General features: G+C 71.9%; 29 protein-coding genes. 20 read left to right on the top strand and 9 right to left on the bottom strand.

All coding sequences use genetic code 11. The annotated features are described in order from the left end of the window. The first annotated feature begins 85 nt into the window (after window positions 1-85). The 6 genes from JNK12_02085 to JNK12_02060 all read left to right on the top strand — a co-directional run bounded on the left by JNK12_02085 (window position 86) and on the right by JNK12_02060 (window position 5,449). Window positions 86-1,153 (top strand): Zn-dependent alcohol dehydrogenase, encoded by a 1,068-nt coding sequence (locus tag JNK12_02085; protein MBL8774685.1) that lies wholly within the window; start codon window positions 86-88, stop codon window positions 1,151-1,153. Continuing rightward, window positions 1,153-1,974: an SDR family oxidoreductase gene (locus tag JNK12_02080; protein MBL8774684.1), complete on the top strand. Its 822-nt coding sequence runs from the start codon at window positions 1,153-1,155 to the stop codon at window positions 1,972-1,974. The genes JNK12_02085 and JNK12_02080 overlap by 1 nt, the downstream gene beginning before the upstream one ends. A 19-nt stretch (window positions 1,975-1,993) precedes the next feature. Next, complete coding sequence (locus JNK12_02075) at window positions 1,994-2,902, top strand: TIGR03619 family F420-dependent LLM class oxidoreductase (protein ID MBL8774683.1); 909 nt, start codon at window positions 1,994-1,996, stop codon at window positions 2,900-2,902. Between the two features lie 59 nt (window positions 2,903-2,961). After that, window positions 2,962-4,152, top strand: coding sequence for an acyl-CoA dehydrogenase family protein (locus JNK12_02070; GenBank protein ID MBL8774682.1), 1,191 nt, complete (start codon window positions 2,962-2,964; stop codon window positions 4,150-4,152). A gap of 13 nt (window positions 4,153-4,165) precedes the next feature. Continuing rightward, window positions 4,166-5,128 (top strand): acyl-CoA/acyl-ACP dehydrogenase, encoded by a 963-nt coding sequence (locus tag JNK12_02065; protein MBL8774681.1) that lies wholly within the window; start codon window positions 4,166-4,168, stop codon window positions 5,126-5,128. Between the two features lie 105 nt (window positions 5,129-5,233). Beyond that, a complete protein-coding gene (locus tag JNK12_02060) occupies window positions 5,234-5,449 on the top strand; it encodes an addiction module protein (protein MBL8774680.1) in 216 nt (71 codons plus the stop codon). 329 nt (window positions 5,450-5,778) lie between these two features. On the opposite strand, the gene JNK12_02055 is transcribed toward JNK12_02060, so the two are convergent. Then, window positions 5,779-6,702 carry a Dyp-type peroxidase gene (locus tag JNK12_02055; protein MBL8774679.1) on the bottom strand — a complete coding sequence of 308 codons (924 nt, stop codon included), beginning with the start codon at window positions 6,700-6,702 and terminating at the stop codon, window positions 5,779-5,781. Window positions 6,703-6,734: 32 nt separating this feature from the next. On the opposite strand from JNK12_02055, the gene JNK12_02050 reads away from it, so the two are divergent. From JNK12_02050 to JNK12_02035, 4 genes are read left to right on the top strand one after another with little or no spacing between them, the layout of a single operon-like run. Then, a complete protein-coding gene (locus tag JNK12_02050) occupies window positions 6,735-7,598 on the top strand; it encodes an SDR family oxidoreductase (protein MBL8774678.1) in 864 nt (287 codons plus the stop codon). A 10-nt stretch (window positions 7,599-7,608) separates the two neighbouring features. After that, a complete protein-coding gene (locus tag JNK12_02045) occupies window positions 7,609-8,544 on the top strand; it encodes an alpha/beta hydrolase (GenBank protein ID MBL8774677.1) in 936 nt (311 codons plus the stop codon). A 48-nt stretch (window positions 8,545-8,592) separates the two neighbouring features. Then, a complete protein-coding gene (locus tag JNK12_02040; protein ID MBL8774676.1) occupies window positions 8,593-8,838 on the top strand; it encodes a hypothetical protein in 246 nt (81 codons plus the stop codon). Window positions 8,839-8,847: 9 nt separating this feature from the next. After that, on the top strand, window positions 8,848-9,222 hold the full coding sequence (locus tag JNK12_02035) for a hypothetical protein (GenBank protein ID MBL8774675.1): 375 nt from the start codon (window positions 8,848-8,850) through the stop codon (window positions 9,220-9,222). A gap of 8 nt (window positions 9,223-9,230) precedes the next feature. Here JNK12_02035 and JNK12_02030 read toward each other — a convergent pair whose 3' ends face one another. The 4 genes from JNK12_02030 to JNK12_02015 are packed head-to-tail and all read right to left on the bottom strand — an operon-like array spanning window position 9,231 to window position 12,830. Beyond that, window positions 9,231-9,746 carry a nuclear transport factor 2 family protein gene (locus JNK12_02030; protein ID MBL8774674.1) on the bottom strand — a complete coding sequence of 172 codons (516 nt, stop codon included), beginning with the start codon at window positions 9,744-9,746 and terminating at the stop codon, window positions 9,231-9,233. Between the two features lie 5 nt (window positions 9,747-9,751). Further along, window positions 9,752-10,639, bottom strand: coding sequence for an IclR family transcriptional regulator (locus tag JNK12_02025; GenBank protein MBL8774673.1), 888 nt, complete (start codon window positions 10,637-10,639; stop codon window positions 9,752-9,754). Between the two features lie 10 nt (window positions 10,640-10,649). Beyond that, window positions 10,650-11,657, bottom strand: a complete 1,008-nt coding sequence (locus tag JNK12_02020) for a hypothetical protein (protein MBL8774672.1) — start codon at window positions 11,655-11,657, stop codon at window positions 10,650-10,652. Window positions 11,658-11,660: 3 nt separating this feature from the next. Then, window positions 11,661-12,830 (bottom strand): LLM class flavin-dependent oxidoreductase, encoded by a 1,170-nt coding sequence (locus JNK12_02015; protein ID MBL8774671.1) that lies wholly within the window; start codon window positions 12,828-12,830, stop codon window positions 11,661-11,663. Window positions 12,831-12,960: 130 nt separating this feature from the next. Here JNK12_02015 and JNK12_02010 point away from each other — a divergent pair, with 130 nt between their 5' ends. After that, window positions 12,961-14,142 carry a hypothetical protein gene (locus JNK12_02010; protein MBL8774670.1) on the top strand — a complete coding sequence of 394 codons (1,182 nt, stop codon included), beginning with the start codon at window positions 12,961-12,963 and terminating at the stop codon, window positions 14,140-14,142. Window positions 14,143-14,175: 33 nt separating this feature from the next. On the opposite strand, the gene JNK12_02005 is transcribed toward JNK12_02010, so the two are convergent. Continuing rightward, window positions 14,176-14,802: a LysE family transporter gene (locus JNK12_02005; GenBank protein ID MBL8774669.1), complete on the bottom strand. Its 627-nt coding sequence runs from the start codon at window positions 14,800-14,802 to the stop codon at window positions 14,176-14,178. Between the two features lie 61 nt (window positions 14,803-14,863). On the opposite strand from JNK12_02005, the gene JNK12_02000 reads away from it, so the two are divergent. The 4 genes from JNK12_02000 (at window position 14,864) to JNK12_01985 (ending at window position 19,502) form a co-directional block, all read left to right on the top strand. Further along, window positions 14,864-16,174, top strand: coding sequence for a serine/threonine protein kinase (locus JNK12_02000; protein MBL8774668.1), 1,311 nt, complete (start codon window positions 14,864-14,866; stop codon window positions 16,172-16,174). Between the two features lie 120 nt (window positions 16,175-16,294). Then, a complete protein-coding gene (locus JNK12_01995) occupies window positions 16,295-17,473 on the top strand; it encodes an acyl-CoA dehydrogenase family protein (GenBank protein MBL8774667.1) in 1,179 nt (392 codons plus the stop codon). A 56-nt stretch (window positions 17,474-17,529) separates the two neighbouring features. Then, a complete protein-coding gene (locus tag JNK12_01990) occupies window positions 17,530-18,651 on the top strand; it encodes an acyl-CoA dehydrogenase family protein (GenBank protein ID MBL8774666.1) in 1,122 nt (373 codons plus the stop codon). 11 nt (window positions 18,652-18,662) lie between these two features. Continuing rightward, window positions 18,663-19,502, top strand: a complete 840-nt coding sequence (locus JNK12_01985; GenBank protein ID MBL8774665.1) for an LLM class F420-dependent oxidoreductase — start codon at window positions 18,663-18,665, stop codon at window positions 19,500-19,502. A gap of 10 nt (window positions 19,503-19,512) precedes the next feature. Here the strand turns inward: JNK12_01985 and JNK12_01980 are convergent, their stop codons facing one another. After that, complete coding sequence (locus tag JNK12_01980; protein ID MBL8774664.1) at window positions 19,513-20,442, bottom strand: alpha/beta hydrolase; 930 nt, start codon at window positions 20,440-20,442, stop codon at window positions 19,513-19,515. Between the two features lie 14 nt (window positions 20,443-20,456). Beyond that, complete coding sequence (arsC, locus tag JNK12_01975) at window positions 20,457-20,816, bottom strand: arsenate reductase (glutaredoxin) (GenBank protein MBL8774663.1); 360 nt, start codon at window positions 20,814-20,816, stop codon at window positions 20,457-20,459. A 59-nt stretch (window positions 20,817-20,875) separates the two neighbouring features. Here arsC and JNK12_01970 point away from each other — a divergent pair, with 59 nt between their 5' ends. Beyond that, on the top strand, window positions 20,876-21,454 hold the full coding sequence (locus tag JNK12_01970; protein MBL8774662.1) for a TetR/AcrR family transcriptional regulator: 579 nt from the start codon (window positions 20,876-20,878) through the stop codon (window positions 21,452-21,454). Window positions 21,455-21,475: 21 nt separating this feature from the next. On the opposite strand, the gene JNK12_01965 is transcribed toward JNK12_01970, so the two are convergent. Next, on the bottom strand, window positions 21,476-22,288 hold the full coding sequence (locus tag JNK12_01965) for a hypothetical protein (protein MBL8774661.1): 813 nt from the start codon (window positions 22,286-22,288) through the stop codon (window positions 21,476-21,478). 82 nt (window positions 22,289-22,370) lie between these two features. Here JNK12_01965 and JNK12_01960 point away from each other — a divergent pair, with 82 nt between their 5' ends. From JNK12_01960 to JNK12_01945, 4 genes are read left to right on the top strand one after another with little or no spacing between them, the layout of a single operon-like run. After that, complete coding sequence (locus tag JNK12_01960; protein ID MBL8774660.1) at window positions 22,371-23,282, top strand: SDR family oxidoreductase; 912 nt, start codon at window positions 22,371-22,373, stop codon at window positions 23,280-23,282. A gap of 6 nt (window positions 23,283-23,288) precedes the next feature. Beyond that, complete coding sequence (locus JNK12_01955; GenBank protein ID MBL8774659.1) at window positions 23,289-24,497, top strand: acyl-CoA dehydrogenase family protein; 1,209 nt, start codon at window positions 23,289-23,291, stop codon at window positions 24,495-24,497. A gap of 39 nt (window positions 24,498-24,536) precedes the next feature. Continuing rightward, window positions 24,537-25,724: an acyl-CoA dehydrogenase family protein gene (locus JNK12_01950; GenBank protein ID MBL8774658.1), complete on the top strand. Its 1,188-nt coding sequence runs from the start codon at window positions 24,537-24,539 to the stop codon at window positions 25,722-25,724. Continuing rightward, window positions 25,721-26,671 (top strand): bifunctional MaoC family dehydratase/OB-fold nucleic acid binding domain-containing protein, encoded by a 951-nt coding sequence (locus JNK12_01945; protein MBL8774657.1) that lies wholly within the window; start codon window positions 25,721-25,723, stop codon window positions 26,669-26,671. The genes JNK12_01950 and JNK12_01945 overlap by 4 nt, the downstream gene beginning before the upstream one ends. The last annotated feature ends 121 nt before the right edge of the window (window positions 26,672-26,792 follow it).

Raw genomic sequence — 26,792 nt, 5'->3', positions numbered from 1 at the left:
CAGGTCCCGAGGCTGCGCAACGAAGCGGAGCAGCGGGGCCGATGAGTGTCGGATCCCGAAGGGGTGCCGACGAAGGAGGCACAACGTGAGGGGCATCGTGTACGACGGGACGGCGCCGGCCGTCCGCACCGACGTCGAGGTGCGCCCGCCCGGGCCCACCGACGTCGCCATCCGCATCGTCAACGCCGGGGTCTGCCACAGCGACCTCAGCGTGCTCGACGGCAGCATCCCGTTCCCCACGCCGCTGGTGATGGGCCACGAGGGCGCCGGCGTGGTCGAGGAGGTGGGCAGCGAGGTCACCAAGCTCAAGGTGGGCGACCACGTGGTGCTGTCCACGCTCAAGTACTGCGGCCAGTGCTCGGCCTGCAACACCGGCTTCCCCACCCGTTGCCGGCGCAGCTTCGGCGTGATGAGCCAGCCCTTCACCGTGGGCGGTGAGCCCGCCTACAACTTCGCCGCCACCTCGGTCTTCACCGACGTGACCGTGGTCGACCAGGTGCAGGCCGTGAAGGTCAGCAAGGACATCCCGCTCCAGTCGGCCTGCCTCATCGGCTGCGGCGTCATCACCGGCGCCGGCGCGGTGCTCAACACCGCCGACGTCACCCATGGCCAGACCGTGGCGGTGTTCGGCGTGGGCGGCATCGGCCTCAACGTGATCCAGGCGGCCAAGCTCTGCGACGCCTCGCGGATCATCGCCGTCGACACGATGGCATCCAAGAAGGAGCTCGCCATGGAGTTCGGCGCCACCGACTTCGTCGACGCCAGCGACGGCGGCTCCGTCGAGCAGATCCAGCAGCTCGTCAAGGGCGGCGTCGACTGGTCGTTCGAGTGCGTCGGCCACCCGGCCGTCGTGGGCGACGCGGTCAAGGCCCTCGACTGGGGCGGCAACTGCGTGATCATCGGCGTGCCCGCCCCCACCGCGAAGATGGAGGTGCCCATCACGCACCTCACCCACATCGACCGGGGCGTTCGCGGCTGCCGCTACGGCGGCGCCCGCCCGCACCACGACATCCCGCTGCTGGTGCAGCTCTACCTGGACGGCAAGCTCAAGCTCGACGAGCTGGTGTCCAAGACCTATCCGATGGAGTCCTTCGCCGAGGTGGTCGAGGACATGCACGCGGGCCGTCTGGCCCGAGGAGTCCTGACCTACTGATGGCCGACGCATCGCAGTGGACCAGCACGAGTGAGAAGGGCCCCGACCACGAGGCCCTCGACGTCCTGCCGCGGGCCCGGGGCAAGGTGGCCATCGTCACCGGCGCCGGCTCGGGCATCGGGCAGGCCACGGCCAAGCGCCTCGCGGCCGAGGCCGGGTCGGTCGTCTGCGTCGACCTGTTCGCCGAGACCGCGGAGAAGACCGCCGCCGACATCACCGAGGCCGGTGGCACCGCCATCGGCGTCGCCTGTGACGTCTCGTCGGCGGCCGACTGCGAGGCCACGGTGGCCGCGGCCGTCGAGGCCTACGGCCGGGTCGACGCCCTGTGCAACATCGCCGGCATCGGCACCTTCGCCAACACCCACGAGATGGACACGGCCCAGTTCGACAAGATCGTGGCCGTCAACCTCAACGGCTCGGCCTACATGATCCGCTTCGTGCTGCCCCACATGCTGGAGCAGGGCGGCGGCGTGATCGTGAACACCTCGTCGAGCGCCGGCCTGTTCGGCCAGCCCTACAGCGCGGCGTACTGCGCCTCGAAGGGTGGCGTGATCCAGCTCACCAAGGCCATCGCCGAGGAGTACAAGGACCGCAACGTCCGCTGCAACGCGATCTGCCCGGGTGGCGTGGACACGCCCATCATCCACTCCTTCGTGGAGCTGCCCGAGGGCGGCGACTACAAGAAGATCCGCAAGATGATGACCCCGATGGGCGCCTCGAAGCCCGAGGAGATGGCGGGGCTGTTCGCCTACATGGTGTCGGACGAGGCCCGGTACATGACCGGCTCGATCGTCCCCCTCGACGGCGGCATCACGTGCTGAGCGCGGGAGGGTGGGCCCGATGAGCACGCCCACCCTCTCGCTCACCATCGCCGGCCTGCACCGCACGTTCGGCGCCGACCACCGGGTCATCGTCGAGGTGGCCCAGCGCGCCGAGGCGGCCGGGTTCGACCAGGTGGTCCTGCCCGACCACGTGGTGATGAGCGCCAACGTCGAGCCCTATCCGTACGGCGACTTCCCCTTCCCGCCCGGCGATCCCTGGATCGAGCCGCTGACCACGCTCGCGGCCATCGCCGGCGCCACCAGCACCGTGCGCCTGGGCACCGGCGTGCTCATCACGCCGCTGCGGCCCGCGGTGCTGCTGGCCAAGACCGTGGCCACCCTCGACAACCTCTCCGGTGGTCGCGTGGACCTCGGCGTCGGCCTGGGCTGGCAGCGCGAGGAGTACGCCGCCGCCGGCGTGCCGTGGGAGCGGCGCTGGAGCCGCCACGACGACACCATCCGGGCCTGCCGGGCGCTCTGGGCGGGCCGGGGCGAGCCCGTGTCGTTCGACTCGCCGACCGTGTCCTTCGCGGAGATCTGGTGCGAGCCGGCGCCGGCGCAGGAGCGACTGCCGATCTGGTTCGGGGCCAAGCCCACGCCGAAGCTGGCGGCCCGCCTCGCCGAGCAGGGCGACGGCTGGCTGCCGTTGGGGCGCATGCGCCCCGACGACGTGGTGGCCGAGTCGGCCGTCCTGCGAGAGGCCTTCGTCGCCGCCGGCCGCGACCCGGCCGAGCTCGGCATCCGGGTGGGCCTGCCCCTCAAGCGCGACGCCGACGGCGCCATCGACGCCGCGGCCACGGCCGACCGGGTGGCGGCGCTGGTCGAGGCCGGCGTGACCTCCTTCTCCACCAACGTCCCTCCCGGAGCCAGCACCGTGGCGGAGATCGGCGAGGGCCTCGACGCCATCGCCGGCGCCTTCCCCCGCTGATCCAGGCGGAGGCGGGCAGGATCTGACGGGCCGTCAGATCGTCCGTACACTCGCCGCCCGTGGACCTGCGTTACTCGGACGAAGAAGAGGCCTTCCGGGCCGAGTTGGTCGAGTGGTTGGACGAGGTGCTGCCCACCGTCGGCCCGCCGCCCGCCGACCAGAACGACTGGGAGGCCCGCCGGGCCTACGACACGGCCTGGCAGCGGATGCTGTTCGACCAGGGCTACGCCGGCATCAACTGGCCGAAGGAGGTCGGGGGCCGTGGCGCCTCGCCGGCCGAGCACCTGATCTTCCTGGAGGAGACCGAGCGCCGCAACGCCCCCTACGTGGGCGTCATGTTCGTGGCCCTCCTCCACGCCGGCCCGACCATCGTGACCGAGGCCACCCCGGAGCAGAAGGCGGCCCACCTGCCCGCCATCCTCCGGGGCGACGAGGTGTGGTGCCAGGGGTTCTCCGAGCCGCAGGCCGGTTCGGACCTCGCCTCGCTGCGCACCCGGGCCGTCCGTGACGGCGACGAGTACGTCATCAACGGGTCGAAGATCTGGACGTCGAACGCCCAGGTGGCGGACTACTGCGAGCTCCTCGTGCGCACCGACCCCGACGCCCCAAAGCACAAGGGCATCACCTGGCTGATGCTGCCCATGGACACCCCGGGCATCGACATCCGCCCGCTGCGCACCATCGCCGGCTCGGACGAGTTCAGCGAGGTGTTCCTCGACGACGTGCGGGTGCCGGTGGCCAACCGGGTCGGCGACGAGAACGACGGCTGGCGGGTGGCCATGGTCACCTTCAGCTTCGAGCGGGGCACCGCCTTCGTGAGCGAGATGCTGGCCTCGATGCAGCTCGTCGAGCAGCTCGCCGCCGCGGCCAAGCAGATCACCCGGGGCTCGGGCACGGCGTGGGACGACGCCGGCCTGCGCCGGGACATCGGCCAGGCCGCCGCCGACCTCGACGCCCTGTGGGCGCTGGTCAAGCGCAACGTCACCCAGGCGTCGCGCACCGGTGTGCCCGGTCCGGGCGGCTCGGTGTTCAAGCTGCACTACTCGGAGGTGCGGCACCGCCTCGGCCTGCTCGGCGAACGGGTCTTCGAGCGGGCCGGCCTGGCCGTCGACGACGTGGCCGGCATGAGCAACCGCCCCCACGTCGAGGGCCTGCTGCACGCCATCTCGATCTCCATCGCGGCGGGCACCACCCAGATCCAGCGCAACATCGTGGCCGAGCGCATCCTCGGCCTCCCCAAGGACCGGTAGCGGAGGCGACGACGTGGACTTCGATCTGAACGAGGACGAGGCCGCCCTCCAGGGGGGCATCCGCAGCTTCTGCGCCGGCCGCTTCGACATGGAGACGGTGCGGGGCCTGGAGGCCAGCGCCGGCGTCGACCGGGGCCGCTGGCGCGAGCTGGCCGACACCGGCGTGTTCGGCCTGCGCCTGCCCGAGGCCGACGGCGGCGTCGGTCTGGGCATGACCGAGGCCGTGCTGGTCTTCGAGGAGCTGGGCCGGGCGGTCGTGCCCGGTCCGATCCTCGCCACCCACCTGGCCGCCGGCCTGGTCGATGGGGCCGTGTCGGGTGACCGGATCGTGGGCCTGGTCGAGCGCCCCGCCCACCCGATCCTGGTCGAGCACCTCGACGCCCTCGACGCCCTCGTGGCCGTCGACGACGAGGGCCTGCACCTCATCGAGTCGGGGGCCATCTCGGGTGAGCCCGTGGGCCACCCCCTCGACCCGCTGACGCCGCTGCACGTCGTGGCCGACCTGCCCGCGGGCGAGGCCATCGGCGGCCCCGAGGATGCCGCCCGTTGGCGCCTCGAGGGCTCGGTGCTCGCCGCCGCCCAGCTCCTGGGCATCGCCGGCGCCACCGTCGAGCTCGGCACCGCCTACGCCAAGGAGCGCGAGCAGTTCGGCAAGCCCATCGGCACCTTCCAGGCCGTGAAGCACATCCTCGCCGACATGCTCACCCGGGCCGAGGTGGCCCGCGCCGCGGTCTACGCCGCCGGCGTCACCCTCGACGACCCGTCGGTCGGCGACCCGGACCGCGCCGCCCACGGCGCCAAGCTCATCGCCGGCGAGGCGGGCATCGCCAACGGCAAGGCCTGCATCCAGGTCCACGGCGGCATGGGCTTCACCTGGGAGGTGGACGCCCACCTCTACCTGAAGCGCGCCTTCGTGTTGGACACGGTGTTCGGCAGCGGCGACATGCACGCCGAAGCCATGGCGGCGCTCGTCTGAGCCGAGGCCAGTTGCTGGGTGCCAGTGATCTACATCAGTGTCCGCGGCGGTCGCGCAACTCGGTGCCCCGGGACGATCGGGCCATGGCGACCGATGCGATTCGCGATGGGGCCGCTCGCTCTGCCCGAGCCGGCGCGGGCCGAACTGGCTGCCGAGCTCCTGGCCAGTCACGATGTCTCACAGATGTTGGACGAGGATGAGCTTCGTCGAGCCTGGGATGCCGAGCTCGTGCGCCGAGCCGCTCGGCTCGACGCAGGTGAGGAGCAAGGGGTCCCGTTGGACGCCGCCCTCGACCAGGTACGAGCCAACCTGACGGTGTGACATACACCGTTCGGATCGCGCCTCCTGCACTACAGGAGCTCGACGAAGCGGCGCGTTGGTACGACGAACGGAGCTCGGGACTCGGGGTCCAGTTCGTGGATGCGTTGCAGCGGCGGCCGCCATGCTGAGCCGATGGCCGGAGGCGGGATCGCTGATCTCGACCCCGGGTGCTCACACGTTCCGTCGAGCTCCGGTCAGGGGCTTTCCGTACCACCTGGCGTACCGGGTGGTCGTCGATGTCGTCGACGTCCTGGCTGTCGCCCACGACCGCCGGCGACCCGTGTACTGGGCGGGACGGACACCGAGCTCCTGAGACTCCCGTCGGCTGCTCAATCCTCGCGGTCGGGCGTCGGCGCCAGCTCGTTGAGGGTCTCGACGCTGGGCACGAAGTAGTAGGCGCCGCTGACCGGGCGGACGAAGTCCATGAGGCGGTCGTGGACGCCGTCGCCGGAGGTCCCGTACATGTTGGCCAGCATCCGGTCGAAGGTCTCGAGCTCGTCGTTGAAGGCGATGAAGTAGAGGCCGAACTCCTCGCTGTTCCCGTAGGGGACGGAGCGGCGGTAGATCTCGATCTCCTCGCCGTCCTCGTCCTCGATCTCCACCCGGGAGATGTGGGCGTCGGCCGGCTTGTCCTCGAGCTCGACGCTGTCGGCCTTCGTGCGCCCGACGGCCGCCTCCTGGGCGGCGAGGTCCAAGGCGTGGAAGCGGTCGAGGTCGTGGAGGTAGCGCTGGGTGATGACGAAGCTGCCGCCGGCGCCCGGGCCGTCGGCCACGACGGCGAGCTCACGGGCCTCCTCGACCGGCGGGTTGGCGGTGCCGTCGATGAAGCCGGTGAGGTCGCGGTTGTCGTGCCACACCCACGACACCGTCTCGCGGGCCAGCGTGGCCAGGCCGTCGAGTGCGCGCCGGGCCGCCCGCGCCACGTCGAAGTTCCGGTCGATGCGGTTGCTGTGGGCCCAGAGGAAGAGGTCCTCCTGGGTGGCGACCGCCACCGGGCCGGGCTCTGCCCCCACCTGGGTGAAGGGGTGGAAGCCCTCGGGCACCTCGTCGGGGGCCAGGCGGGCCAGCAGGTCGGGGCCGAAGCCGACGGCCAGGTTGACGGCGTCGGTCGGCGTGATGCCGGCGGCCTCGCCGCGGACGGTGGAGACGGCGGCGCGGACGGCGCCGAGGTCGGCGCCCTCGCTCAGGCGGTAGTGGAGGAACCAGTGGGCCTGGGTTCCCTCCGCGAACACAGCGGGTTGCGGTTGAGGCATGGGGCGCTTTCTAGTTCTTCTAACGTGCTCCCGTGACCAACAGCGACCACGGATCGGCAGGCATCAGGGGCAAGGCGGCCCTCGTCACGGGTGGCGGCAGCGGCATCGGGCTCGGGTGTGCGGCGCGCTTCGCCGCCGAGGGCGCCCACGTCACCATCTGCGGCCGCAGCGAGGAGCGCCTCGCCGCCGCGGTGGCCGAGATCGAGGCCGGCGCCGCCGAGGGCGTGACCGTCACGTCGATCTCCACCGACGTGACCGACGAGGCCCAGGTCGCGGCGGCGGTAGCCAAGGCGTGCGAGCCGACCGGCGGGCTCGACATCGTCCTGACCTCGGCCGGCGGCTCGCTGACCGCCGGGCCGGTGCACTCGATCGACGTGGACTTGTGGCGCCAGACCGTCGACCTGAACCTCACCGGCACCTTCCTCACCCTGAAGCACGTCGGGCCGGTCATGGTGCGGGGCGGTGGCGGCTCCTTCATCGCCGTGTCGTCGATCGCGGGATCGCTGACCCACCGATGGTTCGGGGCCTACGGCCCGTCCAAGGCGGGCATCGAGCAGCTCGTGGCCATGGCCGCCGACGAGCTCGGCCCGTCCAACGTGCGGGTCAACGCCATCGCCCCCGGGATCATCGACACCGAGCTGATGGACGCCGTCACCTCCGGCAGCCCGGTGCTCGACGACTACCTCTCGCAGATGCCCATCTCCCGGGTGGGCACGGTGGAGGACTGCGCCGGCGCGGCGATGTTCTTCGCCGGCCCCGACTCGACGTGGGTGACGGGTCAGACCCTGCAGGTCGACGGCGGGCACAGCCTGCGCCGGGGCCCGGACTTCAGCTCGTTCTTCGAGCCCCTGTTCGGGGCCGAGGGGCTGCGCGGCGTCGTGGCGGACGAGGGCTAGGGGGCACGAGATGAGCGAGAGCTACAACCCCGGGTACGACGAGTTCGGGATGCTGCACGAGAACGCGTCGGAGGTGGGCCTGCCCCACCCGGGCGACGTGGTCGTGGAGCGGGTGTTCCTCGAGGTGGACGCCGCCGGTCGCCGGGTGAGCGCCCTCAAGTGGGGAGACGGCGACCCCGAGGTCGTCCTCATCCACGGCGGCGCCCAGAACGCCCACACATGGGACACGGTGGCGCTGGCGCTCGACCGGCCCGCCCTCGCCGTCGACCTCCCCGGCCACGGTCACTCGGACTGGCGCGACGACCACGCCTACTGGCCCCCGATGATGGCCGCCGACCTCGCCAAGGTCGTCGGCGCCCTTGCGCCCGACGCCGACCTTGTGGTGGGTATGTCCCTCGGCGGGCTCACGTCGCTCTGCCTGGCCGCCACCCACCCGTACCTGGTCGAGCGCCTCGCCGTGGTCGACGTCACCCCGGGCACCGACCACGCCAAGGCCGAGCCCATCGTCACCTTCATCAGCGGGCCCGAGACCTTCGCCAGCTTCGACGAGATCCTCTCCCGCACGATCGAGCACAACCCCACCCGCTCCGAGTCCTCCCTGCGCCGCGGCGTCCTCCACAACGCCAAGGAGAACCCCGACGGCACCTGGTCGTGGCGCTACGACGCCGTCCGGGACTGGAACGCCGCCGGCGGCGACGACGCCAGCCGCATGGCCGACTTCACCAACCTCTGGGAGGCGGTCGACGCGGTGGACTCGCCGCTGCTGCTCCTGCGGGGCGCCAACTCCGGCGTCGTCGGCGACGAGGACGTCGTGGAGCTCCAGCGCCGCCAGCCCGACGCCGAGGTCATCGTCGTGCCCGATGCCGGCCACAGCATCCAGGGCGACCAGCCCCTCGTCCTCGCCCAGCACCTCCACGAGTTCATCACCCGCACCGAGCGCTCGTAGTCGGCACGTCCGTTGCCGCCCGCCTCGCGTAGGCGTATGGTCAGGCGTATGCCGCGGATGCAGGTGTACCTGCCCGACGACCTCTACGACGAGGTGAAGGCCCGCAAGCTGCCCGCGTCCGAGCTGCTCCAGGCTGCGGTTCGCGCCGAGCTCGAGCGCCAGGCGATCGTCGAGGCCGCCGACGAGTACCTCGTCGAACTGATCGAGGAGGTCGGTGACCCGTCGCCGGCGGACGTTGCGTGGGCCGAGGCCATCGTCCGTGGGGATGCGGGTCGCATCGACAAGGCGGGCTGAGCGCTGATCGTGCTCGACAGCGGCGCCGTCTCGCTGCTCGCCGAGCGCTCGAGGCGTTCCGCGGCGCTGCTCGCCGTGATGCGGCGCGCCCACGAGTGGCCACCCGTGGTGCCGTCGCCGGTGCTGGTCGAGTGCCTGCGGGGAGACCTGAGGGGTGACGCCCGGACCAACCGGTTCCTGAAGGGCTGCAAGATCGAGATCGAGCTACCGCTGGCTCGGGCGCGGCGGGCCGCCGAGCTGCGACGGCGTGCGGGTCGAGGGTCGGCCGTCGACGCCATCGTGGTGGCGGCCGCCGAGCCGGACGGAACGGTGTACACCGGCGACGAGGCGGACATCCGGGCGCTCGCGGCGCACGCCGTTCGAGTCTCCGTGCGGGCGATCTAGGCCCGCAGTCAGTCGCCCCAGAAGCGTTGCCAGGACCCGTAGCGGTGGGGGATGGTCCCCACGCCGACCTGGTTGGCGGGCCAGTGCGCCGGCGGCTGGGCCAGGGGCCGCTCGTCGAGCTCGACGCCCCAGAAGAGCTCGTGCTTGCGGCCCACGAACTGCCACTCGCCATCGCGGCGCTCGTAGCGGTCGGAGTACTGGATGGCGTGCTCGATCATCCGGGCGCTGCCCGGGTCGGCCTGGATCCTCCCGAGGCAGTAGACGGTGCCTCGCGCCCGGTCGGGATCGTCGGCGTCGAGCTCGACGAGGTGGTTGCCCACGAACAGCATCGTGACGCCGACGGCCCGCAGGCTCTCGGCGAACGACGCCTTCAGCGCCTCACGTCCGACGCCGTGGGGCCCTGCGTCGACGTCGTCCACGAACAGGGCGACGAGGGCGTCGAGGTCACGTCGGTCGACCGCGAGGGCGTAGCGCAGGGCGAGGTCGCGGATCTCCTCGATGGCGACGAGGTCGTCGGGGGTCAGCCCGCTCACGCCGCCGGAACCCGGCCGTGGACGGACTGGGTGACCGCGGTGGCGCCGGCCACGAGGCGCTCGGCGAGGGCGGCGACCTCGGCACCGGTGACCCGTCCGCGGAAGCCGATGAGGGCGAGCAGCACGGTCACATGGCCGTCGGCGTCGAAGACCGGGGCGGCGACGTGGTTGACCCGGTACGTCTCGTCCGGGTCGAGGTCGATGAGCAGGTAGTCCTGGTGGCCGAGCTCGTCCACGAGCGCGCCCACCTCGTCGCGGGAGGCGACGCCGCCGTCGCCGGTCGCCGTGGCGCGGGTGAAGCGGGCGTGGGCGTCGGCGTCGAGGGTGACCGAGTAGCCCCGCTCGCGGACGGCGGCCAGGGCGGCGTCGTAGCGGGCCCGCTCGGTGTCGGAGACCGGTGAGCCCGAGCGGGCGAGCCAGCGCTCGACCTCGACGGGGGTCTCCCACGCCACGAAGGCGGTGCCGAAGGGCGGGGCGATCGGCACCCGCTGGCCCACCGCCACGCTGACGGTGAGAGGACGGGGGGTGCCGACCTGCTCGAGGATCACCATGTCGCCGTCGACCGAGGCGGTGGCCAGGCACTCGAGGCCGGTGTCGGCGGCGAGACGCCGCATCTCGGGGCGGGCGAAGTCGACGACCGGGAATTGCGCCAGCGCGGCCCGGCCCACGCCGATCAGCGCCGGCCCCAGGGCGTAGTCCTTGCGGATCGGGTGGCGCACCAGGTAGCCGGCGTCGGTCAGCGCCGACAGGAGGGCGTGGGCGGTGGCCTTGTTGAGGTCGAGGCGCCGGGCCAGCTCGGAGAGGGTCCAGGGCTCGTTGGGGTGCGCGGCGAGGAAGTCGAGGATCGCGGTGGTGCGCTCCACCGCGGGCGACGGCCGCGCCACCGGGGTGACCTCAGGCGGTGCCGGCGACGGCCGCCACGGCGGGGCCGATGGCCGCGGCCATGGCCGCGTGGCCGGCGTCGCCGGGGTGGATGCCGTCGTCGAGCTGGTCGGGGGTGACGAGGGGGAAGCCCTCGACGAGCGAGAGCCGGGTGTCGCCGCCGGCGATGCGCTCGTTCACGACGTCCTCGAACACGGCCCGCAGGTCGACCAGCGTCGCCCCCAGGCGGTTCGGGGTGGCCTCCGCGTCGGGCCGGGTGATGGGGCTCACCGCCACGATGGGCGTGTCGGGGTGTCCCTGGCGGACGATGTCGACGAAGGCGATCAGGCCCTCGCGGAACATGCCCACCGAGAACGGGATGCGGGTCCAGCAGTTGGTGCCGTGGGCCAGGGTGATGACGTCCGCGGGCAGGGCGGCGATCTCCTCGGCGCTCGGGATCTCGCCCCGCGCCGAGCCGCTGTAGCCCATGTTGGTGACGTCGAGGCCGTGGCGGCGGGCCGCCACCATCGACCAGGAGGCGCCGGGGGTGGTGACCGTCCAGCCCTCGGTGATGGAGTCGCCGTAGGCGATCCAGCGGGGCAGGGCGGGGCCGGGCTCGATCGTGCCGTCCACGGCCCGCACCTCGTGGACCGTGGGCATCATGCGCTCGGGCAGATGCACCACCAGGCGGTCGCGGGCGGCGGGCCCGGGCAGGCGCACCGTGCCCTCGCCGACCTCGGCCTGGATCGACGCGAGCACCTCGTCGCCGTCCCACACCGTGAACTCGCCGCCCTCGCCGCCGCCCAGGTAGCCGAAGGCGGCCTGCTCGGTGGCGTAGTCGACCTCGATCTCGGCGGCGTCGCCGGTGAGCTCGAGGCGCACGCCGGCGGGCACCTTGGCCATGGTCCAGGTGTCCATGGGCACCCGCATCAGGGGCACCTCGGGCTTGGCCCGGGGGTACGGGACGCCCCCTCCCGCAGGGAAGGGGGCGCCCCGGAGGTACGGCTCGGGCTGCTCGGGGCGGCCCGTGGCGTCAGCCATGGTTCAGCTCTCGACCCGGCCCTCGGAAATGGCCTTGAACTTGGCCGCGGGAGAGTCGTCCGGCGGCACGTAGGCCTCGATCTCGGGGAGGACTTCCTTCCCGATGGTCTCGATGGTCTCCATGATCGACTCGTGCGGCAGGTAGCCGAACTGCGAGTAGCAGATCAGCGAGTCGCAGCCGAGGTCGGCGTAGTGGCGCATCTTCTCGAAGCACTTCTCGGCGTCACCGATGACGATCATGTCGCCCTTGTCGAACGCCTCGACGGGGACGTGCCCCTCCTTCAGCGGCTTCATCAGCGGGAAGATGCGGTCCACCTCCTCCTGCGGGGTGAGGGGGAACTCCCAGTCGATGGTGAACTGGGCGAGGTTCTGGTACCACCAGGCGACCGACTCCCAGACCTTGTTCTTCTCGAAGTTGGCCTCGTCTTCGCAGTGCACCAGCGTGTACGCGGCGACCCGGTTGTTGACGACCTTGGTGAGCGGGTTGTTGTTCACCTGGGCGGTGCGGTAGTTCTCGATGGCCTTGGCCATGAGCTCGATGGGCTGCATGATCGTGAACGACAAGAGGCCCAGGCCGAGTGAGCCGGCGACGGCGGCGGACTCGGCGGAGGTGGCGGCCATCCAGACCGGCGGGTGCGGGTCCTGGACGGGCTTGGGGGTGACCATGCGCTTGGGGAACGAGAAGCGCTCGCTCTCGTACTCGAAGTACTCGTCACGCCACATGCCGGTGACGATCTCGATGGCTTCCTTCCAGTCCGAGCGGCTCTGCTCGCGGTCGACGTGGAACGCGGTCTGCTCCATGGGGGTGGAGCGACCCGTGCCCCACTCGACGCGACCGTTGGAGAGGATGTCGACGGTGGCGACCTTCTCGGCGATGCGGGCGGGGTTGATGAAGCCGAAGGGGGTCAGGGTGACGCCGAAGCCCATCTTGATGTTCTCGGTCACCGTGGCCAGGCCGCCGAGCAGGACCTCGGAGGCGGGGCAGTGCGAACGGCCCTCGCGGAAGTGGTGCTCGACCACCCACACGGTGTTGTAGCCGAGGGTGTCGGCCAGCTTGATCTGCTCGATGGCCTCTCGGTACGACTTCTGCTCCGCGGCCCGCTGGCCGTAGGGGTGCGGCCCGGCGTCCCAGGGCTTCGGGCAGTCGATCTCGTACAGCATGTCCAGCTTCATCAGGATCCCCTCGGTGGGTCGCGGTGCGGGTTCGTCGGATGCACAACCGTTCGCGATAGCAAACAAGCGGTTGCAATATCGACCGCCAAACTAGAACCCGTTCTCGACTCCGGTCAATAGCCTCGGGAGGGTGGCCACCACCGCGCCGGCGGAGCACTCGGAGGGCTGGGCCCTGCACCTGCGCCTGGGCGACGTGCCGGTGCGCATCGAGCTCGGGTTCTTCCTCGTGGCGGCGCTCCTGGGGGCCAGCCTCGGCACCGTGAAGGGCGTGGCCATCTGGATCGTCGTGGTGTTCGTGTCCGTCCTCGTCCACGAGCTCGGCCACGCCGTGGCCATGCGTCTTTCGGGCGTCTCCTCACGGATCGTCCTGCACGGCCTGGGTGGACTCACCATCCCGGCCGGCGCCATCCACTCCCGGGCGAAGCGCATCGGGGTCGACCTGGCCGGCCCGCTCTCAGGACTGTTCCTGCTCGGGGTGCCCGCGGTGTGGCTGTCGCGCACCCTCGAGCGCCCGTCCTTCGAGGTCGAGCTGGTGCTGCTCTCGGTGGTGTGGGTGAACGTGGCCTGGTCGCTCGTGAACCTGCTGCCCATCCTCCCGCTCGACGGCGGCAACGTCACCAAGGAGGTGCTCGACTTCCTGACCGGCGACCAGGGCGAGGTGCCCGCCCGAGTCGTGTCGATCGTGGTGGCCGGCGCCGCCGGGCTCTTCGCCCTGCGCAGCGGGATGCTCTTCGCCGGCATGTTCGCGGTGTTCTTCCTGGCCACCAACTGGCGAGCGCTGGCCGATCGACGCGCGGCCCGGGTGGGCGACGAGGTCCGCCGTGCCTACGCCGCGCTCTCGCAGGACGACCCCGACACCGCACTCGCCCTCGTGAACGACGCCCTGCCTCAGGCCAAGGCGCTGGACCTGCGAGCCGTCGCGGTCGAGGTCGGGGCGTGGGCCCACGTCGCCCGCGGCGAGGATGACGACGCTCGTCGGGCCCTCGGGCGCATGCCCGACCAGCGTGAGGCCAGCGGTCACCTCCAGTGCGTCCTCGCCGACCCGCAGATGGTCAGCCGTGCCGACCGCATCAACCTCACCGTCGACGACTGGGTGGCCGAGGACTGCCTGCTCCCGCCGCCGGCCTACGTGCGCCGCCTCGCCGGCGAGGGTCTGCTCGACGACGTGGTCGACCGCCTCATCGCTTCGCGTGCCGAGGCCGCGCCGCGTGGCCGTCAGGCCCTGCGCCAACTGCTGTTGCGAGCCGGCCGCTACGACGAGGCCACCCGCTTCGGCCCACCCGAGCCCCTGCCCGACCACGGCCCCGCCTGACGGATCGCCGGAGAGGAGCCTGCGGGAACGGGTTCAGGCGTCGCGGAGGGTGGACCAGCCGAGGTAGGCGCCGAAGCCGGCGAGGGCGAGGCCGGACAGGACGTCGACGGGGCGCTGGACCCGCTCGCCCAGCCGGGCGCCGAGGGCACCGGACGCCAGCGACAGGATCAGGAACCACGAGAACGAGCCGAGGCCGATGGCGAGGAGCATGGCGCCGGCGCTGGGGGCGGACGTGGCCACGTCGGCGGTGTGGGCGGCGGTGAAGATGGCGGCCCAGGAGATGATGGTGGAGGGGTTGGCGGCGGTGGCGGCGAGGCCGGTGAGGAAGGCCTTGCGGGGGTCGGCCACCTCCTCGAGGGTCTCCATGCCGGTCCGCGCCCGGAGGCCCTGCCAGACGGTGCGGCTGCCGAGATAGACGAGGAAGGCCGCGCCCACGAGGCCGAGGCCGATGCGCAGGCCGGCGATCTCGAGGAGGCTGGCGGCGCCGGCGATGCCGAGGGCGGCGTAGGCGGTGTCGACCAGAGCAGCGGCGGCACCGATGGCCAGGCCGGTGGCCACGCGCCTCCTCAGGACCGAGCGGGCGCACAGGAGCCACACCGGCCCCACCTGGGCGGCGACGAGGAAGCCGAGGCCGAACCCGGTGGTGAACGCAGCAGTCATGGCGGGCAGTTTCGTCCGCCGGGGCCGCCGCCCACCACCGAATACCTGCGACGATGGGGTCATGGGGGAGCGCGGGGGAGTGGAGGCGGCGGGCCCCGCCCGCATCGGCCCGTACCGGGTGCTCCGTCCGCTCGGTAGCGGCGGCATGGGCGAGGTGTACCTCGGCGTGGACGAGCGCCCCGGCGCCTCGGTCGCCGAGGTCGCCGTCAAGGTGCTGCGCCCAGAGCTCCAGGCCGACGAAGGGTTCCGTCGCCGCTTCGCCCGTGAGCTCGATGCCGTGCGCCGGGTGCACGGCCGGTCGGTGGCCCGGGTGCTCGACGCCAACCTCCAGGCCCCCCAGCCCTGGATCGCCACCGAGTACGTGCAGGGGCCGACCCTCCGGGACGCTCGGAGCGGGGTGGACCTGCACGCGCTCGCCGCCGGGCTCGCCCGGGCCCTTGCGGACATCCACGCCGCCGGCGTCGTCCACCGCGACCTCACGCCGTCCAACGTGCTGCTCGGCCCCGACGGGCCCCGGGTGGTCGACTTCGGCATCGCCTGGTTCGACGACACCACGACGCTGACCCGCACCGGCATGGTGCTCGGGACGCCGGCGTGGATGGCCCCCGAGCAGCTCGGCGACGACCGCCACACCGCGGCCAGTGACGTCTGGGCGTGGGGAGCGGTGCTGGTCTTCGCCGCCACCGGCCGCCCGCCCGTGTCCGGGAGTCGGCCCGAGGTGATCCAGGTGCGGGCTGCCCGCGGCGAGCTCGACCTCGACGGGGTCCCGGACTGGTTGCGGGCCCTGGTCGTGCAGGCCCTCGACCCCGATCCGGGACGGCGCCCGACGGCCGAGGCGCTCGCCACCCGGCTCGGGGTCCCCGCCGACGCGGCGCTGACCCAGGTGCTCGAGCGCACCTGGGTGCAGGCGCCGCCGGGGGCCGCGACGCCCGCACCCCCCGCACCCCCGTCGGACGAGGCGGGCACCGCGGTCGGGCCCCCCGACGCCCCGACCGTCGCGGTCCCGACCGGGCCCCCGTCCGAGCCCACGCCGTCCGGCGAGCCCCACCTCGTCCCCGATCTCGCCACGCGGTGGATCGTGGGTGGGGTCGTGGCCGTCGCCGGTGGGGTGTTCGCCTGGAACGCCGACTTCCTGCCCATCGTGCTCGTGATCGGGGTGCTGGTCGTGGTCGCCGCCGTGGTGCGGGTCTGGCAGCAGGAGCGCGAGCCGCGACCGCCACATCGCTGGGTGCCGGTGTCGGGGTCGTTGGTGGTGGCCGCGCTGGCCACGGCGGGGTCCGGGCTCTCGCAGGCGCTCGGCCTGATCTGGGGCCTGCTCGCCCTGCTCCTGATCGTGGTCGTGCTGTTCTTCATGGGCGTCGACAGCATCTGACGGCCGCGGCCCCCCGGGGTGACCCACCCGCCCTGCCCGTCCGGATCGACAGCCGTCCGCGGTCGGGCCAAACTAGAACCTGTTTCAACGAGCGACGCCCACCCCAGGGGGACGATCCACATGTACGTCGGCTACGACGAGGACCAGCTGGCCCTGCGCCAGGAGCTTCGGGACTACTACGCCCAGCTCCTGACTCCGGAGGTCCAGGAACGACTGCACCACGGCCACGGGGTCGGCGCCGCGATGCGCGAGGTCGTCCGCCAGATGGGCAAGGACGGCTGGTTGGGCATCGGCTGGCCCGAGGAGTGGGGCGGCCAGGGCCGCACGCCGCTCGAGCAGTTCATCTTCTTCGACGAGTCCATGCGCTGCGGGGCGCCGGTCCCGATGCTCACCACCAACACCGTGGGCCCGACCATCATGAACTTCGGCACCCAGGAGCAGAAGGAGTTCTTCCTCCCGAAGATCGTGGCGGGCGAGATCTTCTTCTGCATCGGCTACACCGAGCCGGGCGCCGGCACCGACCTCGCCGCCCTCCAGACCAAGGCCGTGCGCGACGGCGACGAGTACGTCATCAACGGCCAGAAGATCTTCACCAGCCTCGCCAGCGACGCCGACTACTGCTGGCTGGCGGTCCGCACCAACCCCGAGGCCAAGAAGCACAAGGGCATCTCGATGGTGATCGTGCCCATGGACACCCCCGGCATCGAGGTCGTGCCCATGTCGCTGCTCAGCGAGCACGACATCAACCAGGTGTACTTCAGCGACGTGCGGGTCCCGGTGGACAACTGCGTCGGCGGTGAGAACAACGGCTGGACCCTCGTCACCAACCAGCTGAACCACGAGCGGGTCACGCTCTGCTCGTCGGGCATGATCGAGAACTCGATCACCGAGGTCCGCGATTGGGCCCAGCAGACCAAGCTGCCCGACGGGCGCCGGGTCATCGACCAGGAGTGGGTGCAGCTCAATCTGGCCCGGGTCTACGCCAAGCTCGAGTTCCTGCGCCTCATCAACTGGAAGGTCGCCTGGGGCGCCACCGCCGGCCACCCCCTCGACGTGGCCGACGCCTCGACCATCAAGGTGTTCGGCACCGAGTTCTACCTCGAGGCCTTCCGCCTGCTGATGGAGATCATCGGCCAGCAGGCGTACCTCGAGCGCGAGTCGGCCGAGTCGGTGCTGAAGTCCCGGCTCGAGATGATGTACCGCAGCCTCATCATCCTCACCTTCGGGGGCGGCACCAACGAGGTGCAGCGCGACCTGATCGGCATGTTCGGCCTCGGCCTGCCCCGGGCCACCCGGTAGCCGGCGACGGCACCCCGCCCTCCCACGAACGCACGGAAGAAAGAGCGCACACCACCATGGACTTCTCGTTCACCGAAGAGCAGGACGCGGTCAAGGACCTCGCCGCCCAGATCCTCGACGGGCAGCTGGGCAACGACGCCCTGAAGGAATTCGACAAGAGCGGCGAGGCCTACGACGCCGGCACCTGGGCGGAGTTCGCCAAGGCCGGCCTCCTCGGCATCGCCTTGCCCGAGTCGGTCGGCGGTGCCGGCCTCGGCTTCATCGAGGCCGCCCTCGTCCTCGAGCAGATCGGGCGCACGGCCGCCCCCGTCCCGTACCTCGCCACCGTGGTGCTGGGTGCCCTGCCCATCGCCGAGTTCGGCACGGACGCCCAGAAAGACGCCCTGCTGCCCGGCGTCGTGGAGGGCACCACCATCCTCACCGCCGCCTTGGTCGAGTTCGGCACCGCCCCCGACCAGCCCACCACCACGGCCCGCGCCGAGGGCGACGGGTGGCGCCTCGACGGGTCGAAGCTCTGCGTGCCCGCCGGCCGCCAAGCCAGCCGCATCCTCGTGCCCGCCGCCACCGGCGCCGGCACCGTGGGCGTGTTCCTCGTAGACCCGTCGGTCGCCGGCGTGTCCCAGGAGGACCTCATCACCACCTCGGGCCAGCCCGAGACCCGCCTCGACCTCGACGGTGTCGTGGTGGGCGCCGGTGACGTGCTGGGCGATCCCACGGCCGGTGCCGCCATCGTCGACTGGATGGTCGAGCGGGCCACCGCGGCCGGCTGCATCACCGCGGTGGGCGTGTGCGCCGAGGCCTTGCGCCTCACCGCCGAGTACACGAAGACCCGCGAGCAGTTCGAGCGTCCCATCGCCACCTTCCAGGCGGTGGGCCAGCGCGCCGCCGACGCCTACATCGACACCGAGGCCGTGCGCCTCACCGCCTGGCAGGCCGTCTGGCGCCTGTCCGAGGGGCTGCCCGCCACCGAGGCCGTGGCCATCGCCAAGTTCTGGACGGCCGAGGGCGGCCAGCGCGTGGTCCACGCCGCGCAGCACCTCCACGGCGGCATGGGCGTCGACCGGGACTACCCGCTGCACCGCTACTTCCTCTGGGCCAAGCAGATCGAGCTCACCCTCGGCGGGGGCACCCAGCACCTGCTCGAGCTGGGCCGGATCCTCGCCGACGAGCCCGTCTGACCCACACTGCGATGCGCTTCGGGATCACCATGTTCCCCACCGACCTGTCCATCGGGCCGGTGCAACTGGGACGCGAGGCCGAGGCCCGCGGCCTCGACTCGCTCTGGTTCCCCGAGCACACCCACATCCCCACCAGCCGGCGCACGCCGGCGCCGGCGGGTGAGCCGCTGGCCGAGGAGTACAAGCGCTCGCTCGACCCCTTCGTGGCCATGGCCGCGGTGGTCGGCGCCACCGAGCGCCTGCGCGTCGGCACGGGCATCGCCCTCGTGGCCCAGCGCGATCCCATCGTGATGGCAAAGGAGGTCGCCTCGCTCGACCTCGTGTCCGGTGGGCGCCTCGACCTCGGCATCGGCTTCGGCTGGAACGTCGAGGAGATGGCCGACCACGGGGTGCCCTTCAAGGAGCGCCGGGCGGTCGTGCGCGAGAAGGTGCTCGCCATGAAGGCGCTGTGGACGCAGGACGAGGCCGGGTTCTCGGGCGAGCACGTGCGCTTCGAGCCGAGCTGGTCGTGGCCGAAGCCGGTGCAGAAGCCGCACCCGCCGCTGCTCATCGGCGGCGGGGGCGGTCCCAAGCTGTTCGAGGCCATCGCCGACTACGCCGACGGCTGGATCCCCATCGGCGGCGCCGGCCTGCGCGAGGCGCTGCCCGCCCTGCACCGGGCCATGGAGGACGCCGGCCGCGACCCGGCCGAGCTCTCCATCGTGCCCTTCGGCTCGCTGCCCGACCCGGGCAAGATCGAGTACTACCGCGGCCTCGGTGTCACCGAGATCGTCTTCCGGGTGCCGCCGGTGCCCGCCGACGAGGCGCTCCCGGTGCTGGACCAGATCCGCGCCACCCTCGACCTGGTCTGACCGTCCCTGGTCAGGCGGTGCCGAAGGCGCGGCGTAGGGCGGCGCCGGCCTCGGCCTCGGCCTCGAGGGCCCGGTCGACGAAGGCCGTCATCGAGAAGAAGGCGTGGATCATGCCGTCGTAGCGGGAGACGGTGGTGGGGACGCCGGCATCGGCGAGGCGCCGCCCGTACGCCTCGCCCTCGTCGCGTAGCGGGTCGAACTCGGCGGTGATGACGAGCGCCGGCGGGAGGCCGCTCAGGTCGTCGGCCCGCAGGGGCGCAGCCCGAGGGTCGCTGCGTTGGTCGGGGTGGGTGTAGTGGTCGTAGAACCACTGCATGACCTCGCGAGAGAGCAGGTAGCCCTCGGCGTTGTCGACCATCGAGCGGGTGGTGGCGTCGAAGTCGACGACCGGGTAGACGAGGAGCTGGAAGCACAGCGGGGGCCCGCCGGCGTCGCGTGCCAACGTGGCGCACACCGTGGCGAGGTTGCCGCCGGCGCTGTCGCCGCCGATGGCCACCCGGGTGGGGTCGATCCCCAGTTCGGCGGCGTGGTCGACGCACCAGCGCAGGGCCGCCCAGCAGTCGTCGAGGGCGGCCGGGAAGGGGTGCTCGGGGGCGAGGCGGTACTCGATGGAGGCCACCGCGCAGTCACCGGCCACGGACAGGGCGCGGGCGACCGGGTCGGACTCGTCGACGCTGCCGAGCACCCACCCACCGCCGTGGATCCACACGAGCAGTGGGAAGGGCCCCTCGCCGGCGGGGGAGTAGAGCCGCACCGGCACGTCGCCGGCGGGGCCGGGTGCGACGTGGTCGGCGACCGAGTGGACCTCGACGTCGCGGGCGTTCGCCCGCATCGCGGCCATCAGCGCCCGGGCCTGCACGGGCTCGAGGGAGGTGATGGAAGGAGCGCCGCTGTTGGCGAGCAGGTCGAGCAGCGGCTGGAGCTGAGGATCGACAGGCACGGTGGCGCCGCCGTTCAGTCGAGCAGCTCGAGGACGTTCTCGGGCGGGCGACCGATCACGGCCCGGTCCCCCCGCACGATGACGGGGCGCTCCATGAGGATCCCGTGCTCGCTGAGGAGGTCGACCACCGCGTCGGCGCTCTGGTAGTCGCCGATGTCGAGGCCCAGCTCCTTGAAGTTCTGATCCCGCCGGACGAGGGCCGCGGGCTCGTCGGGGACGAGCTCGACGATGCGCTCGATGGTGGCCCGGTCGAGGGGATGGGCCTTGTAGTTCACCACCGTGGGCTCGGCGCCCCGCTCCTGGAGGATCTCCAGCGCGGACCGGGACTTGCTGCAGGAGGGGTTGTGGTAGATGACGACGTCGTCGCTGGCCATGGGCCGACCGTAGTGGCTCCAATTGACGGCCTGAGACGAGAACGTGTTCTGTTTTGGCGGTGGACACCGAGGCGTTGACGGTCAGCCAGGCCGCGCGCCGCGAGCGCGTGATCGCGGCGGCGATGGAACTGGGTGCCGACGGCGGCTACGACGCGGTCCAGATGCGCGACGTGGCGACCACCGCCGGCGTGGCCCTCGGCACCATCTACCGCTACTTCTCGTCCAAGGACCACCTGCTCGCCGCGAGCATGGTCGACTGGTCGAAGGAGCTCGAGGCCCGCGTCACCGACCAGCCGCCGGCCGAGGGCAGCGCCGCGGACCGGGTCGTGGCCGTGATCCGCGGGGTCACCAGCGGCATGGAGCAGCAGCCGAAGCTGGCGGCCGCAGTCGTCAACGCGGTCACCGCCAGCGACCCCGCCGTGGTCGAGTGCCAGCGCGAGATGACCACCACCATCATGCGGGTGCTGGCCGCGCCCATCGCCGACCTGCCCGACGCGGAGCGCGACGGCATCGTGCGCGTCCTCGCCCACGTCTGGAACTCCACCAACCTCGGATGGGTGAACGGCTGGCTGACCGTGGGCCAGGTCGGCGACGACCTCGAGCAGGCGGCTCGCCTGCTCCTGCGCGACACCCCCTGATCCCGGGCATCGCGCCCGCCGTCAGGGCGGGCAGACGCGGTTGAGGAACCGGTCGATCTTCCGGGCGTAGTTGGCCTGGCCGGTCTCGTTGAGGTGGAGGCCGTCGGCCAGGAACCAGCCCGGGTGGCCGACCGTGGCGCGGTTCCAGTCGAGGACGTGCAGGTTGGGGAAGTAGAGGTCCTGACCGGGGCCGTCGAGCGAGGCGTTGACCAGCCAGTCGTTGAAGGCCCCGGCGACCTGGGCCCACTGCTGGTGGTAGAAGGCGTTGACCCCGCGCTCCTTCACGTTCACCCAGACCACGCAGGGCACGTGGAAGGTGGCACCCAGGATCCGGGTGGCGGCGGGATAGGGGTTGAGGCCGGCGTCCATCTCGGCGATGTCCGGGTTGCCCAGTCCGAGGACCATCGCCGCGGGCCCGTTGCCGGCCATCTCCCGTGCGGTGGGCGTCATCTCCGCGATGGTGGCGCCGAGGACGCTTCGGAAGCGGGGCCGGTACTCGGGTCGCAGCCGGGTCGTCACCTTGGACTCGGCACTTCGGAACACGGAGTCACCCACTCCTCGGACCTTCGGAGCCGTGCTCGTGGCCTCGGTGGTGCCCGCCGCGGCGGTCACCGGCGGAGCGGCCGGCGGCGGGGCGGTGGTCGTCGGGATTGCGGTCGAGGGGGTGCTGGTCGCCGGGGAAGGAGCGGCGGTGCTCGGCGTCGCGGACGGTACGGACGTGGTCGTCGGCGCCGTCGACGTGACGGTCGGCGCCACCTGCGCCGCCGCGGTCGTGGTCGCCGATGAGGCCACGAGCACGATCGCCGCGACGAGGAGGAGGGGCGGTCGCCGCATGGGGAGCCACGATAGGACGCGGCCGCCCAGGATTTCGAAGCAGCGTTTGCCGCGGAAAAATAGAATGTGTTCTACTTTGCGCGTGAGCGGTCTCTGTGACGGACGGATCGTGGTCATCACCGGTGCCGGACGCGGCATCGGGCGAGGCCATGCCCTCGAGTTCGCCCGCCAGGGCGCCAAGGTCGTGGTCAACGACATCGGGGCCAACATCGACGGCAGCGGGAGCTCGGACGGGCCCGCCGGCGAGGTGGTCGACGCCATCCGCGCCATGGGCGGCGAGGCGGTGGCAAACGGCGACGACGTGGCCGACTGGGACGGGGCCGAGCGCCTCATCCGCACCGCCATCGACACCTTCGGTGGCCTCGACGTGGTGGTCAACAACGCCGGGTTCCTCCGTGACCGCATGCTGGTCAGCACCTCGGAAGAGGAGTGGGACGCCATCATGCGGGTCCACCTGAAGGGCCACTTCTGCCCGTCCCGGCACGCCTCGGCCTACTGGCGCGAGCAGGCCAAGGCCGGAGAGACGGTCGACGGGCGCATCGTCAACACCAGCTCCGGCGCCGGCCTCCTGGGCAGCGTGGGCCAGGGCAACTACTCCGCGGCCAAAGCCGGCATCGCCGCCCTCACCCTCGTGCAGGCCGCCGAGATGGGCCGCTACGGCGTCACCGCCAACGCCATCGCCCCCGCGGCCCGCACCCGCATGACCGAGGCCGTGTTCGCCGACACCATGGCCGCGCCAGAGGAGGGCGCCTTCGACGCCATGGCGCCCGAGAACGTGGCCCCTCTCGTCGTCTGGCTGGGCTCGGCCGAGTCGAGCGACGTCACCGGCCGGGTGTTCGAGGTGGAGGGCGGCATCATCGGCGTGGCCGACGGCTGGCACTCGGGCCCCCGGGTCGACAAGGGCGCCCGCTGGGAGCCGGCCGAGGTCGGCGACGCCGTCGCGAAGCTGCTCGACGAGGCGCCCGCCCCCAGCCCGGTGTACGGGAGCCAGTAGCCACCCATGGACTTCGACGACACTCCGGCCGAGGCCGCCTTCCGGGCCGAGGCCCGCGCCTGGCTGGACGATCACGCCACGCTCCGTCACGAGGGCTCGAGCATGGGCGGCTATCTCGGTCAGGGCGAGGACCACGTCGAGCGCTGCAAGCGCTGGCAGCGCACCCTCTACGACGGGGGCTGGGCCGGCCTCACCTGGCCCAAGGAGTACGGCGGCCGCGGCGCCACCGCCATCGAGGCGGCGATCTTCAACCAGGAGCAGGCCCGCTACGAGGTCGAGGCCGGCGTGTTCATGGTGGCCACCGGCATGGTCGGCCCCACGCTCATCGCCCACGGCACCGACGCCCAGAAGGAGCGCTTCCTCGACCCCATCCTCCGGGGCGAGGAGATCTGGTGCCAGCTGTTCAGCGAGCCCGGCGCCGGCTCCGACCTGGCCAACCTCTCGACGAAGGCCGTGCTCGACGGCGACGAGTTCGTGGTCAACGGCCAGAAGGTCTGGACCTCGGGCGCGCAGCACAGCGACTGGGGCATCCTCCTCGTGCGGACCGACCCCGACCAGCCCAAGCACCGGGGCATCACGTACCTGCTGGTGGACATGCGCACCCCGGGGATCGACGTGCGCCCCCTGCACCAGATCAACGGCTCGGCGCACTTCAACGAGGTGTTCCTGTCCGACGTCCGCGTGCCCGTCGCCAACCTGCTCGGCGAGATCGACAAGGGCTGGGGTCCCATCCTCACCACGCTGGCCAACGAGCGCACCGCCATCGGCGGTGGCGGCGGCGTGAACTTCGGCCACCTCGAGGCGCTGGCCCGGGAGTGCGGCCGGGCCGACGACCCGCTGGTCCGCCAGGAGCTGATGGCGTCGTACACCCGCTTCCAGATCCTCCGCTACGTCGGCTACCGGGTGCAGACGGCGCTGAGCCAGGGGCGTCCGCCGGGCGCCGAGAGCTCGATCATGAAGCTAGCCTACTCCCAGCATCTCGCCCGCAACGCCGACCTCGTCCTCGCCCTCGAAGGCGCCGGCGGCATGCTCGCCGGCGCCGACGCCGTGCAGGCGGGCGTGTGGCAGGAGTACTTCCTCATGCAGTGGGCCTCCCGCATCGGCGGGGGCACCGACCAGATCCAGCGCAACGTCCTCGGCGAGCGCGTGCTCGGGCTGCCACCCGAACCCCGCCTCGACAAGGCACTGCCCTTCCGCGACCTGCCAAAGTCCTGACGGCACCCTGAGCACCACGCCTCGACCCGGAGCGACCGCATGTTCCTCACCTACACCCCAGAACAGGAAGCGCTGCGCGACGAGCTGCGCGCCTACTTCGCCCAGCTGTTGACGCCGGAGGTCCGCGAGGGCCTCGGCGGCCCCGGCGAGGGCGGCCAGGTGTTCCGCGACACCGTCCGCCAGATGGGCAAGGACGGCTGGCTCGGCCTCGGCTGGCCCAAGGAGTACGGCGGCCAGGGCCGACCCGAGCAGGACCAGTTCGTCTTCTTCGACGAGGTGCAGCGGGCCGGGGCGCCGATCCCGTTCGTCACCCTCAACACCGTGGGCCCCACCCTCATGTCGTTCGGGAGCCAGGAGCACAAGGACAAGTTCCTCCCCGAGATCCTGGCCGGCGAGGTGATCTTCGCCATCGGCTACACCGAGCCCGAGTCCGGCACCGACCTGGCGTCGCTGCGCACCCGGGCCGTCCGCGACGGCGACGAGTACGTCATCAACGGCAACAAGGTGTACACGTCGGGCGCCGACGACGCCGACTGGGTGTGGCTGGCCTGCCGCACCGACCCGGAGGCCAAGCCCCACGCCGGCATCTCGCTCATCCTCGTGCCGACCGACGCCCCCGGCTTCAAGTACACGCCCATCACCACCGTGGGCGGGAACCGCACGACGGCCACCTACTACGACGACGTTCGCGTGCCCGTGTCCAACCTGGTCGGCCAGGAGAACGACGGCTGGCGGATGATCACCACCCAGCTCAACCACGAGCGTGTGGGCCTCGCCGCCCGCGGTGGCCAGGCCCACCAGATCCTCGAGGACACCGTGGCGTGGGCGGCGTCAACCCCGGCGGGCGACGGCACCGACCAGGTGATGATCGATCTGCCCTGGGTGCAGCGGGACCTCGCCGAGGCGGCGGCCCGGCTCGAGGCCATGAAGCTCCTGAACTGGAAGCTGGCCTCGGCAGTGGCCGCCGGCAACCTCAACGCCGCCGACGCCTCGGCGGCCAAGGTCTTCGGCACCGAGACCCACATCGCGGTGTACCACCTGCTGCTCGGCATCCTCGGTGCCGCCGGCTACCTGCGCCAGGGCTCGGCCGGCGCCGTCCTGAAAGGTCGCCTCGAGCGGGCCGCCCGCGCCGACCAGATCAACACCTTCGGAGGCGGCGTGAACGAGGTGCAGCGCGAGATCGTGGCCTGGATGGGCCTCGGTATGGCCCGGAAGTCGCGACGATGAGCGGCGGCGAGGAGCTTCTCGAGCAGCTCCAGTCCTACGCCGGCCAGCAGGTGGGCGCCCCCGTGGCCGCCCCCGACGAGGTCAACCAGGCCATGATCCGTCACTGGGTCGAGGCGGTCGACGACCAGTTGCCGATCTACACCGACGAAGCCGCCGCCGCGAATTCGGTCCACGGCGGCATCGTCGCCCCGCCGGTGATGCTCCAGGCCTGGATCATGCGGGGCTTCCGACCCACGCCCGCGGAGGGCGGCAGCGCGCAGGACGACCTCATGGCCCTGCTCGACGAGGCCGGGTTCACCTCGGTGGTCGCCACCAACTGCGATCAGGAGTACGGGCGCTACCTGCGCCCCGGCGACCGGCTCACCCTCACGAGCTTCATCGAGTCGGTCTCGCCCGAGAAGACCACCGCCCTCGGGGTCGGCCACTTCATCACCACCCGCCAGGAGTACCGCGACCAGGACGGCGAGCTCGTCGGGACCATGACGTTCCGCATCCTCAAGTTCCGCCCTGCGGCCCGCAAGGAGGCACCGGCCGAGCGGCCGAAGCGGCCCCGTCCGGTCATCACCCAGGACAGCCGGTTCTGGTTCGAGGGGGCCAAGGAGCACCGGCTCCTCATCCAGAAGTGCTCGGACTGCGGCGACCTGCGCCACCCGCCCGGGCCCATGTGCCACTCGTGCCAGTCCCTGCGCTGGGAGCCCGTCGAGGCCAGCGGTCGGGGGACGGTCCACAGCTACGTGGTGAACCACCACCCGCAGCTGCCCGCCTTCGACTACCCGCTGGCCATCGGGCTCATCGACCTCGAGGAGGGCACCCGCCTCGTGGCCGACATCGTGGGCATCGAGCCCGACGACATCGAGATCGGCATGGCCGTCGAGCTCGAGTGGGCCGACCACGACCCCGACCTCTCCCTTCCCCAGTTCCACCCTGTGACCGCCGGAGGCGCGTGATGGACTTCTCCTTCTCCGAAGAGCAGCAGGCCGTCCAAGGCCTCGCCGCCCAGATCTTCGAGGGCCAGGCCACGGCCGAGCGCGTGCGCGAGGTCGAGGCCGGCGCCGAGCGCTTCGACCG

This window comes from Acidimicrobiales bacterium (genome assembly GCA_016794585.1).
In the GTDB taxonomy this organism is placed as follows: Bacteria; Actinomycetota; Acidimicrobiia; order Acidimicrobiales; family DATDAH01; genus JAEUJM01.
Note: the sequence above shows the minus strand (reverse complement) of the source record. Positions and strands in the feature narration are given on the sequence as shown.